Origin of the sequence: Nocardia sp. NPDC049190 (genome assembly GCF_040648115.1) — a bacterium.
GTDB lineage: Bacteria > Actinomycetota > Actinomycetes > Mycobacteriales > Mycobacteriaceae > Nocardia.
In genome coordinates this window covers 86,033-104,748 of sequence record NZ_JBEZDE010000021.1, presented here as the reverse complement: position 1 = coordinate 104,748, position 18,716 = coordinate 86,033, and the positions used below count along the sequence as shown (strand labels likewise).

Below are 18,716 nucleotides of genomic sequence, written 5' to 3'. Positions count from 1 at the left end.
CGGTTCGATACATTTCTGAAGGATGTATCATATCGCGGTGACCGATTCCAGCCAGCGGACCACCCGACCTCCCGGCCGACCGGCCTCGGCGACCAGGGCACAGGTCATCGAACTCGCCCGGCAGGCGTTCCTGTCCGGCGAGCGGGTGGACATCCAGGCGATTGCCGGGCAACTGGGGCTCAGTCGCGCCTCGATCTACCGCTGGTTCGGCTCCCGCGACGGTGTGCTCGGCGCGGTCCTTGCCGGTGAGTTCGAGGCGCTGCTCACCCGCGCCGACGCGCGCCGCCGCTCCACCGGCGCGCGCCGCATCCTGGACGTGCTGTATCGGGTCAACCGCTGGATGACCGACAACGAACCGTTTCGTCGCTACTTCGAGAACGAGCCGCTGTCCGGTCTGCGCATTCTGACCGCGAGCGATGGACCGGTGCAGCCCCTGATCGTCGCCACCGTCCGCAAGCTGATCGCCCGCGCCGAGCAGGAGGACGGTTACCAACCGCCGCTCGAACCGGCACTGCTCGCCTACGCGCTGGTCCGGCTCGGCGAGGCATTCCTCTACAACGACAACGTCGCAGGCATCCGCGGCGACGTCGACCGATTGCACGAGGTGCAGGCGGCGCTACTCGGCATCCCCGAGGCAATCGCTCGGTAGCCGAAACGTCGCCACGTGCCGTCGTCTCCGAGCGGACCTCCGGCACGCGCGACTCGGCGCGATCGTCGCGCTGTTCGGGTTCGCGGCTGTCCTGGCAGGCGCGGACCCGGCAGCGGCGACCGGCGCAACAGCACTCACCCGCCTCTCCTCCAGCGCCGTTCGGCTGCTGCTCGTGCTGGTGCTGTCCATCGGGTTGATCGCGGTCGGCGCGACCGTCGGACGCCGCACCGACTGCGCCCGCCCGCACAGTCGTCGCCGGGCCCGACGCCCGCCGCACCGACGCCGCAGGAGGTTCCTCCGCCCGGGCGATCGTGGCGCCCTTGGTCGTGTGGCTGTTCGCGTCTCCGTTGAGATCGCCGTTAGCCGTGCGTGATTCGACGATCGTACGGGCTGTCGACAGTGTCGAACCGTCATGGCCGGCCGCCGGCGACACCGTCGGATTCGCGACGAGCCTGCCGGAGAGGTACTCGATCGCCTCGACCACGAGTGGCGATCCGATCGCCGGGTAGCCGACCGGCCCTGCACCGCCTGACTGGCGTACTCAGGACGCGTCGGCGACGATCACCACGCCTGCTGACGCATCGAGCAGAGGGATGGTGCGTCGCGCGGCGTCGTCGACGTGCACGCGTGGGTGCGGCGGCAGTCCGGTGTCGTAATAGGTTCCCGGACCGTAGAATTGGCCGTACTTCACTACCACACCGCCGATGTCGATCACGGCCGTCTCGTGCGCCTGGATCACCTCGCCCCGTCCCCCTGGGGGCGCCCAGGCAATGCTCTGCGCGAGGAACCGATTCGCTCCGGCGGCGCTCGCGGCGGTGAGGAGATTGTGGGTACCTTCGGTCCGGATCCGTGTATTCGCCATGGCACGTTCGGGCAGGAGCGCGGCGTCGTCGGGCAGATCGGTGAGCTGATGCATCACCATCTCCGGCTGGAACGCGACAACGGCAGCGGTCAGTGCTTGCGCGTCGTAGACGTCACAGACAATCGGTTCCACTCCGGCAGCGCGCAACTGGTCGACCTTCGCGGCGGACCGCGTCATTCCCGCGACAGCATGCCCCGCCTCGATCAGCAGCGGAACCAGCCGGACTCCGATGACGCCGGTCGCACCGGCCAGGAAGATACGCACCGATCCACCATAATCCGCCCCCTTCCGACCACCGGCGGCTCGGTCACGACACCCCAGGAACCCGACCACCAGCACATCCACTCCCGACCGCCCAGGGCGCGCCGGTACCACCGTTCACCGCGGTCTCGCGACCAGGACACGGATTCGAGAGGTTCTTTCAGACCGGGGTGATCGGCAGTCGCAGCGCGGCAGGGGCGGCCGCCGGGACCACCGGGTTCTTCGGCTCGATCGGTGCGAGCCGACGATAGGCCGCGCCGAGGGCCGGGCGCTGATCCTCCTCGCCCTTGTTCGGCCACAGCGCCATGGCTCGTTCGGCCTGAGCGGTGATGGTCAGCGACGGGTTCACACCGAGATTGGCCGAAATGGTCGAGCCGTCGGTGATGTGCAGGCCCGGGTGTCCGTAGACCCGGTGATAAGGGTCGACAACACCGGTTTCCGGCGTGTCCCCGATGGCGCAGCCGCCGATGAAATGGCCGGTGATCGGAATGTTCACCAGGTCGGTCCAGGCGCCTTGCGGGATGCCGTCGATCTTCTCGGCGATCCGCCGGGTCACCTCGTGTCCCACCGGGATCCAGGTCGGCGGCGCGGCGCCCGACGCAGGTCTGGTGGTCATCCGCCTGCCGAACAGTCCGCGCTCGGTGTAGGTGACGATCGAGTTGTCCACGCTCTGCATGACAAGCACGCCGACCATGCGCTCGGACCAGTGTCGCGGGTAATGCATCCGGAACAGGTTGCGACGCTGCGCGATCAGCGCCCGCACCCCGAGCAGCCATCGGGCCGTGCCGTCGCGGCCATCCACCAGGACCGTGGTCAGCAAACTCATCACGTTGCTGTCCTTGCCGTAGCGGACCGGCTCGATGTGGGTGTGCTCATCGGGGTGGATGGACGAGGTGATCGCGACGCCCTCGGTGAAGTCGGTGTCCTTGCGCAGCGAGCGCGCGGCAAGAACCTGCTCGGAGTTGGTGCGGGCCAGATGTCCGAGGCGCGGGGAAACCCGCGGCAGACTGCCGTTGTCGCGCAGCCGGTGCAACAGCTTCTGGGTGCCGAGCGCGGCCGCCGCGAAGATCACCTGGTCGGCGGTGAACATCCGCCGGCTCTTGCGCACCCATCGACCGGTGCGCACCGTCTCGACCTCGTAGCCACCGTTGGAACGCGGCCGCACGCCGGTCACCGTCGTCAGTGAATGCACGGTCGCACCCGCCTTTTCCGCGAGATAGAGATAGTTCTTCACCAAGGTGTTCTTCGCACCGTGCCGGCAGCCGGTCATGCACTCACCACAGTGCGTGCAGGTCGAACGGGTCGGTCCGACTCCGCCGAAGTAGGGGTCCTCGACCTGTTGACCCGGACGAGAGTCGTTGTCCGCGAACAGCACACCTACCGGAGTGCGTCGGTAGGTGTGACCGATCCCCATATCCTCGGCGACCTCGCGCAGGATCCGGTCGGCCGGCGTCGTTGCCGGATTCTCGGTGACGCCGAGCATCCGTGTGGCCTGGTCGTAGAACGGCGCCAGTTCCGCGCGCCAGTCGGTGATATGCGCCCACTGCACATCGCGGTAGAACTTCTCCGGCGGCTCGTAGAGCGTATTGGCGTATACCAGCGATCCGCCACCGACACCGGTGCCGCTCATGATGAAGGTGTCGTTGAGCAGGGTGAGCCGCTGGATGCCGTAGCAGCCGAATCTCGGGGCCCACAGATACTCGCGCAGATGCCAGGAGTTCTTCGCGTACTCGTCGTCGGCGAAGCGACGGCCTGCCTCCAGCACACCGACCCGGTAACCCTTCTCGGTCGACCGCAGCGCGGCGACGCTGCCGCCGAAGCCGGATCCGATCACGAGCACGTCGTAGTGGCTGTCCATGCGCTCGAGCGTAAGACGACGAATGCCCGGACCGGCGGAGATATCCGGACGCGATATCGAGATCCGCGGCCGACATCGCGGCACACGCGCCACCGACGGTGTGGGTAGAGTCCTGCGCCCGCGCCTGTCAGCCCACCTCGCGCTCGGCGACTGTCGCCAGGCGCTCGCCGAGCGCGTTGACCTGGTCGCGCAACGCGATCATGGTCTCGAACGGATACCCGACGGCGCCGAGCACAGACTCGATCATCTCCTTGGCGCGCCCCTGGAGCGCGTGTCCCGCCTGGGTCGAACTCAATTCGACCGCGCGGCGATCGCGCTCGCTGCGCACACTCTGCACCAGTCCGCGCGCCTGTAGTCGCTGGATCAGCGGCGAGACGGTGCCGTAAGCCAGGCGTAACTGCTCACCCAGTTCCTTCATGGTCATGCCCGGCCGCTGCCAGAGCGCCAGCAAGGCCAGGTATTGAGGGTAGGTGATCGCCATCGAGTCCAGGAACGGTCGATAGGCGGCGGTCATCGCGCGCGAGGTCGAGTAGAGCGCGAAGCACAGCTGATCGGCGGGCGCGAACAGGTCGTGCTCCGCGTTCAGCGCGCTGGCGGGCGCCGCGACCACATCGACACGCACCGCTGGAGAGGGATGCGCTACTTCGGGCATCAGAGCACTCTACTGTAGCGATTTCGTCCCCAGAAATGCGTCGTCGGCGTGCTGGCCATACGCGTGTCATGAGTCGATATCGCCACTCGCCTAACGCCGCTGAACCGCGCGGTGACCCAGGGTTGATGACTTCCTGATCCTTCCGACTATGTCCGCCTACCCGATTCGGATCCGGACCTCGACGATTCTGCGGGTATCCCCGACGAATTCTGTATTGCGGATACGCTATCCGCGTCGCTGAATGTGACAACCGGCCCGCTACGGCAGTCGCGCCGGGAGCCTGCTGTCAGTGCTCTACGACCAACCATTTTCTGGCGGCGGTGCATCTCGTGTCGCTGTGCACGATCGGCCGCGCGAGCCCGTATCGTCGCCACCGCGCGCCAGAGATGCATCACTTGCTCATTCTGCGATGGGTATGCCACTGAAACCCGCGCCGTGGTGAGGGGCGGCAGTCGGAATGACGGCAGCCGCACCGGTCGGCATCCGAAACGCTGTCCGGACGACACGATGTCCGGTTGGTTCCACGCATCCTGCGGCAGTCAGTGCACGTCGAACAGAACAACCGCGATGACACGGTAGGGAGAAGCAATGTTCACACATAACAAGGATCTCCAGTTCGAAGTTCGCGTCGACCGTCCCGATCCACGCTTCGCCACTCTCCTGCAGGAACAATTCGGTGGAGCCAACGGCGAGCTGAAAGCCGCGATGCAATACTTCAGCCAGGCATTTCTGCTGCGACGCAAGCATCCGAAGACCTATGACCTGTTCATGGATATCGCGACCGAGGAGTTCAGTCACCTCGAAATAGTCGGTTCCATGATCACGATGCTGCTGGACGGACTCAACGACGACTTGAAGCAGGCGAACGAGCGGTGCGACTGGATGCCGGTCATCGCGAGCTCCGACGGACGCGACCACGCGATCCACCAGGTAGCGGTGAACCCGCTGTATTTCGGCCTGACCGGGGGCGGCCCCGACGTGAGCAATTCCGCCGGCGTGCCCTGGTCGGGGGCCTACGTCAATGCCAATGGCGAGCCGTCGGTCGATTTGCGCAGCAATCTTGCCGCGGAATCCCGCGCCAAGATCGTCTACGAATACCTCAAACAATTCACCGACGACCCCGGTGTACAGGACACGCTCTCGTTCCTGATGACCCGCGAAATCGCGCACTTCCAGCAGTTCACCGCAGCCCTCAACGACCTGCCGGTCAATTTCCCGCCAGGAGCGCTCCCCGGCGACGACCGGTTCCAAAATGTCGCGTTCAACATGTCCAACGGTTCGGGTAGCGCCCGCGGCCCGTGGAACGAAGGGCGAGGCCCGTGGCCCGCGGGTACCGAGTGGCGCTACATCGACAATCCGGTCACCGACTGGCTCAGCTCGGATGAGCACACCAATCACGGCGCCGAGACCAACCCCCATGGCGGGCCGGCGGTGCACGGCACCAAGCCCTTCACCCACGAATCGCACATGCCCGACTGAGCCCGCACGGCATGCTGTGCACTGTCAACGGTGACAAAATCTGGTCGCACGCGGCGCCAAGGCACCAGCGAATTTATCGAACGGCGCGTGGCCACTGGGTCACGCACCGTGAATTCGCCCGTAGATCGGGCCGTGTTTCAAGCTGCGGCGTCGCGGTATCACCACCATGAGCTCGCTGGCACATCGTGTCGACGCGTGCCTCGAGGATTGGGATGGAGGAACCGTGATGTCGGACAACACGCGACACCAGTCGCGAATCGAACACCCGCCTGGATTTCCGGATCGGATGCGGACTACGCGCAGTCACGCCGGCGAGACAATCGAAGACGGCCATAACATCCCGGGCATCGTGTTGTGTGCATTCGGCATCATCGCCTTGGTATTGACGCTGACCGCGGCAGCGTACGGGTTCATGGGCTGGGCGGTGGTGGCCGCGGTGTGCGCCGCGGTGTGCGGCGGCACCGGAGTGATCTGGGTACTGCTGGCACACAAGCGCGTGAAAAACCGTGAGGGATTGGCGCTAAGCGATCAAATGGGTCACTGAGCGGCGAATTCTCGGGTAGACCGACAGACCCCCGGAACGAGTCCGCCGCGACGGAACGCAGCTATGTAGGAGGTGCCTCGATGCCGAAGGAATGGACCGACAAGCAAGAACGGCAATATCAACACATCGAAGCCTCGGCAGAGACCCGAGGCGAAAGCGTTCGGCGTGCGAAAGAGATCGCAGCGCGGACGGTCAACAAGAACCGCGCCCAGGCCGGGCAGACCGAAACCGCGAGCAAAACCTCGCTAGACGACATGTCGCCGCAGAAGCGCGGTGGGCAACGTTCTCATCGTGGTTCGACCGGTCCTACTCGCGACCAACTGTACAGCGAAGCCAAGAAACGGGGTATCAAAGGCCGTTCAACCATGAGCAAAAAGCAGCTGGCCGACGCGCTGGGCCGCAGCTGAATGCGCGGATAGGCGCTGTAACGGCGCACTTCGCGCTGACCCGATGCCACAACACCGAAGGAACGAGATCCGCATGAGCAGACAAGACACCACTACCTTGCTGGCGCAGCTGCGCGCTGTCCTCGACCTGACGAACACCGAAATCCAGATCGCCGAAACCCGGATCGCGCAGGCCCGGACCGAAGCTGTGCGCCGCGAGTTGTCCGCCAACGCTGACAACGCCCGAGTACGCGCCAAGGCGATCGAGGCCGCCATCCGCGAACTCGGCGGCGTCCCGGAATTGATCGGCCCCTTCCTCGGACGAGCCGCCGCCGTGGTCAAGGCGATGGTCGAACAAGCCCAGCCGTTCGATGAAGCCCTGCTCGGCGACCTCGCCCTCGAACACCAACTCCTCGACCGTGCCCGGTACATCAAGGCCCTCGCGACCACCTCCCAGCTCCCCGACGTCGTGACCTTGGCGGACCGGTTGATCATCGCGCACTCGGCGACCGTGGACTGGCTGACCACCGTCCTGGCCGAGGACGCCCTCGGCGGTCCGGCCGCACTGCGGCGCACTCCACTCCAGGCGGCCACCGGGACGGCGGTGAAGCTGGTCAACATCCCCGTCACCTGGTCCGCCCGCGGCCTCGATCGGGCGCTGGACACCGTCCGCGGGACCACACCCGCACTCGGTGAGCTCCTCGCCCAAGGTGCACACGCAGGCGACATTGCCGTCAAAACCCTCACCGCCTCGCGCGACGCCGCCCTCGAGACCGCCGAGCAGGTCACCCGCCGCGAAGGCGCCGACACCGCCGCCGACGCCTTGCATTCGTTCCGCACCACCACCGGCGTTCTCGAGCCCGACGAACTACCCGTCGACGACTACGACGAACTGAACGTCGGCCAAGCCATCGCGGCGGTCAAGGACCTGACCGAACCGGCAGACATCCGAGCGATCGTCGCCTATGAGGAAGCGAACAAGGACCGCCAAGGCGTCGTCTCAGCCGCCCAGACCCGGCTCGCGGCGATCGCGCAAGAAGTCACCGGCCTCAACTGACCTTTCCCGGGGGCCTATCCGCGGACGGGATGCCGCTCAGACAGCGACGGGCACGTCGCTGTCTGAGCGGCATCGTCTCGGTCCTGCACGACAATGAGCCGATGTCGAGGCCTGCTCGGCCGTATCGTTCTCGACCTCTCGAGTGGCGTACCTCTGGTTGGATATCCGCTCAGCGGATCCAATCCGCTGTTTTGCAGCGTTTCGGAGCGGGTCCACCGGGTATCGCGAGGGTGAATCCGACTACGAGACCGACAGAGTTCCCATGACGATCGCTCACCTGCCCCTGAAGCCGTTGCCCGCGGCGCGTGGCCCCCTTTCTGATGCTGTGAACGACGTCCTGCGCCGAACACCTGGCTCGCCGGTCCCTCCACTCGGGACGTCGGACCCGTTCGGCGAGGACATGCACGCCGCCCTGCACACCGTGTATGAGCTGCACTATCACGGCCATCCGCAGGTCGATCCCGGATGGGAGTGGGATCCGTGTCTCCTCGGATTGCGCGCCGATATGGAAAGACTCTTCACTGATGCGCTGCACAACGGTGTTGTCGGTGGCGATGATCTCGACGCCGAACTAGCGGGTCTGCTGACGCCGTCCGACGAGTCCACGAGCATCACTCGCTTCCTACGTGACGAGGGCGCCTGGTGGCAGCTGTGCGAGTATTTCGTGCACCGCTCGATCTACCACCACAAGGAAGCCGACCCTTACGCATGGGTGATTCCGCGGTTGCGTGGGCAGGCGAAGGCGTCGCTGGTCGCGGTCGAATACGACGAATTCGGTGGTGGCCGTGGTGAACGAGTGCACGCGCAGCTATACGCCGATCTGCTCGCCGCGGCGGGCCTGGATCCCGGGTACCTGCACTATTTCGACGCCGTGCCGGCTCCGATGATCGCATTGGTGAACATGATGTCGCTGTTCGGTCTGCACCGGATACATCGGGGTGCCCTGGTAGGACATTTCGCGGCGGCCGAGATCACCTCCCCACTCAGTTCCCGCAATATGGTGTACGCGCTGACACGGCACGATGCCGACCCGGCGTGCGTGCTGTTCTACCGGGAACACGTCGAGGCCGACGCCGTCCACGAACAGATCATGCGTCACGACGTAATCGGCGACCTGCTGGCACGCGAACCAGACGAACGCGCTGCCGTCGTGTTCGGCATGCAGACGACAGAATTGATGGAGGGCCGTTTCTCCGACCATCTCCGTACCGCGTGGAACGCCGGACATAGTTCGCTACGCGATGACACCTGGCACGCCGATGATGATTAGGCCGCTGCCGACCGGTCGGGTGTTGCCCTCACCCCGGCGTGTCCTCGCCGGACGGGATTTCGATCTCGTCCTCGCGGACCCGCCCTCCGTACCTGCACCACTACGAGCCGCATCCCGAAGCAGCACGGCATGGGACATGGGCGTGGACGGGCGGACCGTTCTCGACCGGTTGTGCACAACGCCCTCGGAACTACGCCATCCGCGTGGCGTTGCGTCGATCGTGCAGTCGACGATGGCCGGGGCCGATCGCATGGTGCCGTCGCAATGGCAACGCGGCCTGAAAGCCGCGGTAGTCGCACACCGGAACATACCTTCGGTCCGGTACTGCGCGGCCGCGAAACCTGGTTGCGCGCCGTTGGTTCGATCGAACGCGATCAACACACCGAGGACCTGGTGGTGACACGCGGTGACCGCCTCGGCGCGTGACCCACGGCGGGTGATCTACACCGCCGACGGACCTGCCCTCATCGAAGGTCCGGTCGAGCTGGTCACCGCCGATGGTGAAACTATCCATTGCGACCGTTTCATGGTCGCACTCTGCCTGTGCAAGCGATCGCGGAACTATCCCTTGTGCGACGCCAGCCACCGCACCCGCCGCCCACAAGGGCAATGAACCTGCTCGTCAGCGATGGGTGTCTGAGGTGTGGCTTGTCGCGCTGTGTGCGCTGCCGCCTTCACCGTATGTAGCCAAGGGCCCCGACGTAGACGTCTTGACGCTCATTTTCGCAGTTCAGGGATGAGCCGAGCGGCGTTAGGGTGGAAGGGGGAGCGTGCGAGGAGTCAAAAGATGAGCACCACCATTGTGATCGTGATCATTGTCGTCGCCATTGTGGTCATTCTGCTTGCGGCCGGCGTGTGGGTGATGATGCGCAAACAGCGCGAGCACCGGCGTTTCGAAGCTGAGGGCATCCGTGACCGCGCAGCGGAACGGGAATTCGAGGTCGGTGAGCAGAAGGCGCGGGCCGACGAGATCGCCGCCAAGAGCAGAGCGGCACAGGCCGAAAGCGAGGCCAAGGCGGCGCAGGCCGAGCAGCTTACTCAACAGGCGCAGATGCGGCGCAGCGAGGCGGCGGACGCGCGAACCGAAGTGGACAAGGAGTGGGAGCGCGCGGACAAGGTCGATCCGGACTCGAAGCCGGCTCGCACACAGCAGGAGGGTGATGCCGACCAGCCGTCGCACCGCCTCTGACGCCGACTCCGAGATGCGCCGGCTCTCCGGATCGGGATGAAATGAGCACGGCGCGTTCCCGACCTGCGTTGCGTTCAGCGGCCACCAGGGTGGGTCGAGCTGTCGGACGCCGACGGCATCGGTTGACGAGCCGTCGAACTCGACAGCCGCTGTCGCTCAGGGTCAGGGTGCAGACATGAGCTACGAGCCCTGACCCACTCTGTTCCAACTGTGCGCTCGGCGAAAAATTTCATTCGCATACGATAAAGTCCGTTTCACCTTCCGGCTCGTATCATGGCTCGCGTGACCGCCCGAGCGAGTGCGCCGAGAAGAAACAGTGGACTGCCCAACTGGATGGTATATGCGTTCGATCTGATCGGCAGGTAGACAATTGCCTCGATCGACGTTTGCCTCGATCGACGTTCCAACTTTCCGGTCCGATCGCCCATACAGCGCGCCGATCGCGGAATCCGTGGAACTCGAGGGCCGACAGCAAGATCGACCGACAGCAGGTCTTCGTATCAGTCGGCCGACCGCCGCGGCGTTATCGACATCGCTACCACCACAGGGCATTCCGCCGTGCGGCGCGTCTCGGACGCCTCCTGAGACCCGCGACGCCCGCACCTCGAGGCGAGTGAATCAGAACTACCTTCCGGTGCCCGGAGTTGTCAGCCGGGCGACACATCGAGGCCTGGGCTCCTGATTTTCCGATAGGAGATCATCGGTTTTTGCCGTACTCACGTGCAACTGTTGGAGCGTGGTGCGGCATGGCGCCAGAATCGGGCCCGACGGGATAATTTCGACGCAGCCACCCCGGGTCACGCTGCGGTCTGGAGCGATCCGGACGGAATACATCTCCGTCCGAATTCGAAACTCGGGTAACGCTACAGCGGGATTGGTAAATTAGATGAGGATATTCAGCCGTCGTTGCCACACATTCGAATACATACCGCGATGCCAGGACCGTGTGGGGTCGGCCTCGATCCGTCGAGAGTCGGAGTGCGAAGCATATTCTTCGACTGTCTGGTGCTGACGGTCGGCGTCGAACATGATGATCGTTCGCTGGCTGGTTCCGCGGTCGGGGTCCTCAAGCGTCTGGCGGCCGCAACCGACGCGGCATGCCTTGTCATCGACGGATTCCCCTGATCGGTGGGTGCCGCCGGTCGGTTCGTCTCCCTCGTCGACACCGTGGACGTGTTGTCGGAGTCGGCCGACACGCTCGATATGTTGTCGGAGCTCGCCGAACGCCTCGAAGAACGCGGAGAACGGGTCCATCTCATGCCGTTCGGATGGAATACCACCTGTCGGGCAGATGGAATACCGACCGTCGGTCCGACGCAATGGGCGCGCAGTGGGGACACCATGTGTCCCACCCGTCCGCCTTCAGCGGCGGATACATATTTCGCTATGCCAATCCTGACCGGGGGCCGACCTCCACATCCCGCACGACAGTATCCAGCCGAAGAAGCAGGCTTCACGTATTGATGTGACCGAATCGGCAGCGCGATACTCGGCCAGCCGCTGGCCACGCGACTCAACGTAATGCGGAATTTCGTTCGGTCCCGTGGGCCGATTCCTATGGCGCTTGTCTTGCGAATGTGGATGAGGAGATGCAGCGTGCTCGCGCAGGAACGTCGGTCAACCCATACCCCGGCATGACCGGGATGCCGTAGCGGTCTTCGAACTTGGTCTGCAATGCGATGTTCGTCGGCGCAACGCCGCATATGGCGAACCGCACCGACGAGGTGTTCGGCCGCACCCGGGCGGGCAGCTCGGACAGCGCCGTGTACATGGTCGGAAGCATGGAGAAGTAGGTCGCGTGGCTGCGCTCGATGCTGTCGAAGAACGTGTCGGGGCTGAACTGGCTTGCCATGGTGGCACAGCCGCCGGCCAGCAGTGGCGACAAGGTGCCCACCGCGATGCCGTTGATTTGAGACAACGGCAGAATCAGCAGGCTGCGGTCGGCATCGGTGAGGGCGAATGCCTCGATCGCCAATCGGCACATGGCGTTGAGGTTGATGTGATCGAGCATCATGCCCGTCGGGCTGCCGGCGCCACCCTTGGTATGGACGATCAGCGCCGGTGCATCGTCGCTGGGCCGTACCGCTTCGAAACCGTCGGCGGCCGTCGCGGTGAGCTCGTCGGCCATCACGACGGTCCGGACCGGCGCGTCCGAGGCGGGTCGCTGCGCGGTGACCAGGACTTTCGCACCTGCATTGACCATTTGGTAGTGGGCGTCCGGGGCGTTCAGGAACGGGTTGATCGGGGCGGCTGTGGCGCCGACACGCCAGATGGCGAACAGCGAGATGACGTGGGCGGCGGTGTCGGGCAGCATGGTCGCGACGACGTCGCCCGTCGAGATACCTGCGGCGCGCAGGGAGGTGGCGGCTCGCTGCACGGCGCCCAGAAATTCGGTGTTGTCCAGGTCGGCGCCGTCGTCGGCGATGGCGGGTGCGTGTGGTGCGGTGGCGACGCGACAGTCCGGAAGGGTCGACAAAATCATGTGAGTCCTCTGGAACGGGTCTGGGGAATGACAACTACGGTAGAAATCGCGCTGCGCTTCGACATCGTCGTACATCGATCAAATTAGTCGCCAGCTTTGTCGCCGGGCAACAATTTCGCCCACACGACGAGTCGCCCCGGTCACCGGATAGTAACTACGATCGGATTGTGACGACTTTTCGCCGCGACGGTGAAGTCGACGTGAGCGGCTGCATCGCGAAGATTGTCGCCCGTATGAACGACCGGGTGACCGATATCAGCGCGAGTATCTGCCGTGGACTCGAGGACGAGATTCCCGAGTTGCGTGCCGACGTGCACACCCTCGAACTACTCGGGGCCAGCGTGAAGGGAAATATCGACACGATGCTGCACGCGTTGCAGCATGACATCCCGGCGGCACGGATCCACCCGCCCGCGGCAGCCATCGAATACACCCGGCGTCTGGCCCAGCACGAGGTTCCGGTTACTTCCCTGGCGCGGGCCTACCACGTCGGCCAGTGGCGGATGACCGAGATGGTCTTCGCGGAGCTGCGGACAGCCGATATCGCCCCGGCGGAGCAGATGGCCGTCGCCGAATTGATAACCACCACGCTGTTCGAGTACCTCGACCGGGTCATCCCGCACGTCATCGCCGTCTACGAGCACGAGCACGAGCAGTGGCTGGACGACAGCAACAGCGTCCGCGCGGTTCGCGTCCGCGAAGTGCTGGAAGGGTCCAGACCAGTCGATATCGACGAAGCCACCGCGTCGATCCGCTACCCCCTACAGTGGCATCACCTGGCACTTGTCGTCTGGTATCCGGACGCCTACGGTGACGAACTCACCAAACTGCAGCGTTTCGTCCGCGAATCGGCCGAGGCGGCAGGTACCGACATGAACCCGCTGTTCGTCGCCGACGACCGGATGAATGCCTGGGCATGGCTACCGTTTCGATCGGCGCAGCCCGAGGCGGTAGCCAGGGTCCGTGGATTCGCGGCCGAGCACTCGGATGGGCCACGGTTGGCGATCGGCACGCTGGCCGCCGGTGTGCCGGGATTCCGCCGATCGCATCGGCTCGCGCAGGCTGCACGCTCCATCGCGCTGGCACGCCGAGACGGAGAACCCCGCATCATCGCAGCCACTGACCCGGGGGTTACGTTGGCCGCCCTGCTCGGCGGCGAGATCGCGGAGGTCAGGGAGTGGGTCGGCGAGGTACTCGGCGACTTGGGCGCCGACAACGACAACGACGCGCGACTGCGTGAGACACTCCAGGTCTTCCTGCGCACCGGAGGCAGCTACAAGGCCGCCGCCGCGGAGCTCGATCTGCACTCCAATTCGGTGAAATACCGGGTCGGGCGTGCGGTATCGCGGCGCGGCCGTCCGATCGCCGAAGACAGACTGGATGTCGAACTCGCACTTTTGGTCTGCCACTGGTACGGATCAACGGTGCTGCGCCCGGATACACCGTAACTACCGGCCTACCTCACGCAGGGCGCACCGCGCTCGGATCGGCGGCGTGATCTTCGTCCGAGTTCGGTGTCCGAGATCAGCGCACAACCGATGAATTCGAGCGACCGCGATCGTCTGCACCTGGGAACGATGACCTGTACTACCGATCGCACCGGCCGAGGACGTAGGTCGGCGACACCGCCGACCTAGCCGATTTCGCTCGAATTGGAGGAACACCGTTGGTGTCGAATGTTGTCGCTCGCGAGGCCCTGTGGGCCATGGCTCACGAAGAACGCGCTGCCCTGGTCGAGGACCTCGCCGCCCTGGAGGACAGGCAGTGGGCGCAACGATCGCTGTGCGGTCGCTGGGTGGTGGAGGAGGTCGTCGCCCACCTCACCGCGGCGGCGAGTATCGGCCGATGGCGCTGGCTGGCCAGTATGCTCGGTGCCCACTTCGACGCCGATCTGCACAATGATCGGCGACTGGCCGAGCACCGTGGCGCGACCCCGGCCGAAACCCTCGAACGGTTCCAGGCGGTTGTCACGAGCACCACAGCAGCGTCGGGGCACACGGCAGCCTGGCTCGGGGAGGTAGTCGTCCACGCCCAGGACATTCGACGCCCCCTCGGTTTGTCGCGCACCCCCTCGATCGCGGCCACCACTGAAGTCGCCCGCTTCTTCGCCACCCGCAATTTCACGGTGCCCAGCCGCACCCTCATCGAGGACTTACGTCTCGAGGCCACCGATGGCCCTTTCGCTGTCGGAACCGGCCCGCTGATACGCGGAACGACTATCGCGCTCACCATGGCGATGGCCGGACGACATGCCTATCGTGATGACCTCACCGGGCCCGGCGCACCCACACTGCTCGCTCGCTGTACACAGCGTGACGGTGGCTGAGGCCGGCGCGCGTCATCGTTGATCCGGACGCGCCGTGCTCGTGTCCGCTCGTAGCGAGTGCGGCTCGGCCCGGTCAACCGGTGACGATTCCGGCAACGAGGTTGATCGTCGTAGCGAGGATGCTCGGGCGCTCTGCTGCTGGACACGCCGCTACGCCTACCTCTACTGTCCGACACCGCCGTATCCAGCCGGCGAGACGTGATGCAGTGCAGCCCAGGCCATGAACTCCTCCCACGACGGGCTGGAAGTCCTCGCGTCGCGCGTTCGCTTCGGTTTGCGCGGCGTCGAGCAGCCACAGTGCCAGCCAGCCGACGGACACGAAAAGAGTTGCCGCAGTGGCGATGCCCGCCAGTACCCCCATCAGCGTCTCACCGAGGCCGGCGACGAGCACACCGACCACGACACCAGCAATAAGCGAACCGATCAGTCGAGCGCTTGCCGACAGCAGCAACCAGTTGCGCACTCATAAACCATACCGGCTGGTAGCCATGAAATAGCCGGACCAGGACGGCTGCTCACCTGGCCAGGAACCCGACATGGTCGACGGCGACGCCGCTCGGTGACCGACCACTGGTGACGCGGGACATCGAGCCGGTCCGATGCAGGGTCGGCGATAAGCACGCTCTGGTCGCGGACAGACGGCACCGGAGGTGGGCCGAATGCAGTTCCCGCGTTCGAGCGCGCCGGACCCCACCCCCGACGTTGCCGAGCGCGCAAACACGCCCGACGCAAAGAGGTTGGATCATGCCCGACCGACTGGTGGATATCCTGCTCGGCGTCGCCGCACCCGACCTGATCCTCGGCGAACTGCCGATATCATCGATGCAGGCCCGCCGGCGATGGTTCGATGAATGCGGTGAGTTGCCGGAGCCCCCGCCGGACCGCGGCGAACTCACAGCACACCATCGGCGGCCACGATCGCCGAGTACCGTGGGTACATCGACAAGGACGCCGAGGTCTTACGCCGCTCGGGACAGCTGGACCGCGAGACGCGAGCCGGGTCGATGAGGCGGCGCTGGATCTGCCGACCGACGACGGGCAAAGGGTTCCGGCATGCGCCAACTGCAGCGGTCCTTGCACAAAAAGGTCGAGAACAGTCTCCACCAGCCAGCAGCGGAGACCGGTAGTCGGGAATCCGTGTGGTTCCGACCGCGCGACACCCCCGATCTCAGAATCGCCGAAGGGAGAACGCCATGGCTGTTCGTCCGCAGGAAGAGTTCGATCCCGACTACGGACCGAGTGGGGCTCGCGACAAAGAAGCCGAACCGGAGTTCCACCCTTATCATCACCCGGCCGCAGGGTGGGGGGCCGCCAAGAGCGTTACTCGATTTCTGGCCCGGGAACAGGAAGCCATCGCGGGTCCACACGCGATTCTGAAAATGAATCACGAGGACGGCGGCTTCGACTGCCCTGGCTGCGCCTGGCCGGACGACATGAAGGGCCTGCACCTCGACATCTGCGAGAACGGCATCAAACACGTCGCGTGGGAGATGACGCACAAGCGGGTCGACCGGGAGTTCTTCGCCGCCCACACGGTGAGCGAACTGTCGCGGTGGAGCGAGTTCGACCTGGAGAATCAGGGCAGACTCACCGAGCCGATGAGCTACGACCCCGACACCGACAAGTACGTCCCCATCAGCTGGCAGGAAGCGTTCGAACTCGTCGGGCGCACATTGCGCGAGCTCGACGACCCGAACCAAGCCGCCTATTACACCTCGGGCAGGCTCGGGAACGAGGCGACATTCCTGTACCAACTGCTGGCGCGCGAATTGGGCACCAACAACCTGCCCGACTGCTCCAACATGTGCCACGAGGCGAGCGGACGCGCCCTGCAGGCGGCGATCGGCACCGGCAAGGGCACTGCCGATCTGGTGGACTGGGAGACCACCGACGCCCTGTTCATCCTCGGCGTCAACGCGGCATCCAACGCGCCACGCATGCTGACCGCGCTTGTGGAGGCGTCTAAGCGCGGCGCCCAGATCGTGCACATCAATCCGTTGGTCGAAGCCGCCGCGCGCCGCGCGATCATCCCACACGATTTCGCGCAGATGGCCACGTTCCATGCGACGCCGACCAGCACGTTGAATCTGCAACCGCGCATCGGCGGCGATATGGCGCTGCTGCGCGGAATGTCGAAAGTCGTTCTGGAAGAGGCACGTTCGGACCCGAAAGCGATCGACGACGAATTCATCGAGCGGCACACCAGCGGTTTCGACGACTATCGCGTCTTGTGCGAGCACACCTCGTGGACCGAGATCGAGCGGCAGTCCGGTGTCGAAGTCGCCGACATTCGGAAGGCGGCGCGGATCTATGGCGATGCCGATCGCAGCATCATCAGCTGGTGTCTGGGCGTCACCCAGCACGAGCAAGGCGTGGACACGGTGCGTGAAATCGTGAATCTGCTTCTGCTGCGCGGCAATCTGGGTCGGGAGGGTGCAGGCCCGTCACCCGTGCGCGGGCACAGCAATGTGCAGGGCAACCGGACATGCGGCATCGACCACCGCCCGACCACCGAATTCCTCGACCGGATGGCCCAGGTCTGCGAATTCGATCCGCCACGCGAACACGGCCTCGACACCGTCTCCGCGATCGATGCGATGCACGCGGGGAAGGTGAAGGTTTTCGTCGGAATGGGAGGCAACTTCGCCAGCGCCGCGCCCGACACCGCCTACACCGTCGACGCGCTGCGCAGATGCGACCTCACGGTCCAGGTCAGCACGAAACTCAACCGCAGCCACCTGGTGCACGGCGCCCGCGCGGTGATCCTGCCGTGTCTGGGCCGCACCGAGAAGGACGAGCAACGCGGCGGAATCCAGGAGACCTCGGTCGAGGACTCGATGAGCATGGTGCACCTGTCGAGGGGTATGCGGAAGCCGGCCTCCCCGCACCTGATGTCGGAACCGGCGATCATCGCGGGTATCGCGCGCGCCGCACTGCCCGACAGCGCGACCCCGTGGCAGTACTACATCGAGGACTACGACCGGATCCGCGACACAATGGCCCATGTACTCGACGGCTTCGAGGATTTCAACCGACGCGTCCGGCTGCCGCTCGGCTTCCGGATCCGCCAGCCCGCGCGAGAACTGGTGTTCCTCACCCCCTCCGGGCGCGCGGAATTCTCCACGGCCGCGCTACCCGATCTGACCAGGGACCCAGGACAACTGACATTGACGACAATGCGCTCGCATGACCAGTGGAACACCACCATCTACTCCGACAGCGATCGCTATCGGGGAGTGAAGAACCTGCGCACTCTGATCTTCATGAACGCGGAGGACATGCGCGAGCGCGGCCTCGAGCAGTTCGACGAGGTCGACATCACCAGCATCGCCCGCGACGGCAGCACCCGGTCGGTGCACAATTACAAGGTCATCCCCTACGCCATCCCGCTGGGATGCGCGGCCGGCTATATGCCGGAGATGAACGTGCTGTGCGCGATCGGCGACTACAGCACCCAGAGCGACCAGCCGATCATGAAGAACCTGACGGTCACCGTGCAGCGTTCGAACCGACTGTCCGACAAATAAATTCCGTGCCGAGGGTTCGATATCAGTACGGAATGCATTCCTATGCGAAATTCAGCCGAGATTCGATGAATTGACCGCTGCACAAAATTCCCGCTCCACCACTCGACGGCGTATATCACGATCTCGCCCGATCGGCTCGAGGACCCGCCGACACGCATTCCGATCACGCCGGGC

At 65.0% G+C, this 18,716-nt stretch carries 17 protein-coding genes; 12 read left to right on the top strand and 5 right to left on the bottom strand.

Annotated elements, in window-relative coordinates:
• Nucleotides 1-37 precede the first annotated feature (37 nt).
• Nucleotides 38-649: a QsdR family transcriptional regulator gene (locus AB0B25_RS19505; RefSeq protein WP_357181173.1), complete on the top strand. Its 612-nt coding sequence runs from the start codon at nucleotides 38-40 to the stop codon at nucleotides 647-649.
• Between the two features lie 541 nt (nucleotides 650-1,190).
• Here the strand turns inward: AB0B25_RS19505 and AB0B25_RS19500 are convergent.
• The 3 genes from AB0B25_RS19500 to AB0B25_RS19490 form a co-directional block, all read right to left on the bottom strand.
• Nucleotides 1,191-1,775 (bottom strand): NAD-dependent epimerase/dehydratase family protein, encoded by a 585-nt coding sequence (locus tag AB0B25_RS19500; protein ID WP_357181170.1) that lies wholly within the window; start codon nucleotides 1,773-1,775, stop codon nucleotides 1,191-1,193.
• A gap of 157 nt (nucleotides 1,776-1,932) precedes the next feature.
• The gene (locus AB0B25_RS19495) at nucleotides 1,933-3,630 is read right to left on the bottom strand and encodes a GMC family oxidoreductase (protein ID WP_357181167.1); all 1,698 of its coding nucleotides are present in this window, start codon (nucleotides 3,628-3,630) and stop codon (nucleotides 1,933-1,935) included.
• A 127-nt stretch (nucleotides 3,631-3,757) separates the two neighbouring features.
• Nucleotides 3,758-4,282, bottom strand: a complete 525-nt coding sequence (locus AB0B25_RS19490) for a MarR family transcriptional regulator (RefSeq protein WP_357181164.1) — start codon at nucleotides 4,280-4,282, stop codon at nucleotides 3,758-3,760.
• A 588-nt stretch (nucleotides 4,283-4,870) separates the two neighbouring features.
• Here AB0B25_RS19490 and AB0B25_RS19485 point away from each other — a divergent pair.
• The 8 genes from AB0B25_RS19485 to AB0B25_RS19450 all read left to right on the top strand — a co-directional run bounded on the left by AB0B25_RS19485 (nucleotide 4,871) and on the right by AB0B25_RS19450 (nucleotide 10,207).
• Complete coding sequence (locus AB0B25_RS19485) at nucleotides 4,871-5,761, top strand: manganese catalase family protein (RefSeq protein WP_357181161.1); 891 nt, start codon at nucleotides 4,871-4,873, stop codon at nucleotides 5,759-5,761.
• A 226-nt stretch (nucleotides 5,762-5,987) separates the two neighbouring features.
• Complete coding sequence (locus AB0B25_RS19480; protein ID WP_357181158.1) at nucleotides 5,988-6,305, top strand: hypothetical protein; 318 nt, start codon at nucleotides 5,988-5,990, stop codon at nucleotides 6,303-6,305.
• Between the two features lie 80 nt (nucleotides 6,306-6,385).
• Entirely contained in the window at nucleotides 6,386-6,712 is a 327-nt protein-coding gene (locus AB0B25_RS19475) for a plasmid stabilization protein (protein WP_357181155.1), read from the top strand.
• Between the two features lie 73 nt (nucleotides 6,713-6,785).
• A complete protein-coding gene (locus AB0B25_RS19470; protein WP_357181153.1) occupies nucleotides 6,786-7,748 on the top strand; it encodes a ferritin-like domain-containing protein in 963 nt (320 codons plus the stop codon).
• 262 nt (nucleotides 7,749-8,010) lie between these two features.
• Nucleotides 8,011-9,018, top strand: a complete 1,008-nt coding sequence (locus AB0B25_RS19465; protein ID WP_357181150.1) for an iron-containing redox enzyme family protein — start codon at nucleotides 8,011-8,013, stop codon at nucleotides 9,016-9,018.
• 264 nt (nucleotides 9,019-9,282) lie between these two features.
• Nucleotides 9,283-9,444 carry a hypothetical protein gene (locus AB0B25_RS19460; protein WP_357181148.1) on the top strand — a complete coding sequence of 54 codons (162 nt, stop codon included), beginning with the start codon at nucleotides 9,283-9,285 and terminating at the stop codon, nucleotides 9,442-9,444.
• Nucleotides 9,425-9,631 (top strand): CDGSH iron-sulfur domain-containing protein, encoded by a 207-nt coding sequence (locus AB0B25_RS19455; protein WP_357181145.1) that lies wholly within the window; start codon nucleotides 9,425-9,427, stop codon nucleotides 9,629-9,631. The genes AB0B25_RS19460 and AB0B25_RS19455 overlap by 20 nt, the downstream gene beginning before the upstream one ends.
• 174 nt (nucleotides 9,632-9,805) lie before the next feature.
• Entirely contained in the window at nucleotides 9,806-10,207 is a 402-nt protein-coding gene (locus tag AB0B25_RS19450) for a hypothetical protein (RefSeq protein WP_357181141.1), read from the top strand.
• Between the two features lie 1,555 nt (nucleotides 10,208-11,762).
• Here the strand turns inward: AB0B25_RS19450 and AB0B25_RS19445 are convergent.
• A complete protein-coding gene (locus AB0B25_RS19445; protein ID WP_357181139.1) occupies nucleotides 11,763-12,689 on the bottom strand; it encodes an AMP-binding protein in 927 nt (308 codons plus the stop codon).
• 167 nt (nucleotides 12,690-12,856) lie between these two features.
• On the opposite strand from AB0B25_RS19445, the gene AB0B25_RS19440 reads away from it, so the two are divergent.
• Nucleotides 12,857-14,137, top strand: coding sequence for a helix-turn-helix domain-containing protein (locus AB0B25_RS19440; RefSeq protein WP_357181136.1), 1,281 nt, complete (start codon nucleotides 12,857-12,859; stop codon nucleotides 14,135-14,137).
• Nucleotides 14,138-14,358: 221 nt separating this feature from the next.
• A complete protein-coding gene (locus tag AB0B25_RS19435; RefSeq protein WP_357181133.1) occupies nucleotides 14,359-15,015 on the top strand; it encodes a maleylpyruvate isomerase family mycothiol-dependent enzyme in 657 nt (218 codons plus the stop codon).
• A 73-nt stretch (nucleotides 15,016-15,088) separates the two neighbouring features.
• Here AB0B25_RS19435 and AB0B25_RS19430 read toward each other — a convergent pair whose 3' ends face one another.
• Nucleotides 15,089-15,478 carry a hypothetical protein gene (locus AB0B25_RS19430; protein WP_357181131.1) on the bottom strand — a complete coding sequence of 130 codons (390 nt, stop codon included), beginning with the start codon at nucleotides 15,476-15,478 and terminating at the stop codon, nucleotides 15,089-15,091.
• Nucleotides 15,479-16,208: 730 nt separating this feature from the next.
• Between AB0B25_RS19430 and AB0B25_RS19425 the strand changes: the two genes are divergently transcribed.
• Nucleotides 16,209-18,542: an FdhF/YdeP family oxidoreductase gene (locus AB0B25_RS19425; protein WP_357181128.1), complete on the top strand. Its 2,334-nt coding sequence runs from the start codon at nucleotides 16,209-16,211 to the stop codon at nucleotides 18,540-18,542.
• Nucleotides 18,543-18,716: the final 174 nt, after the last annotated feature.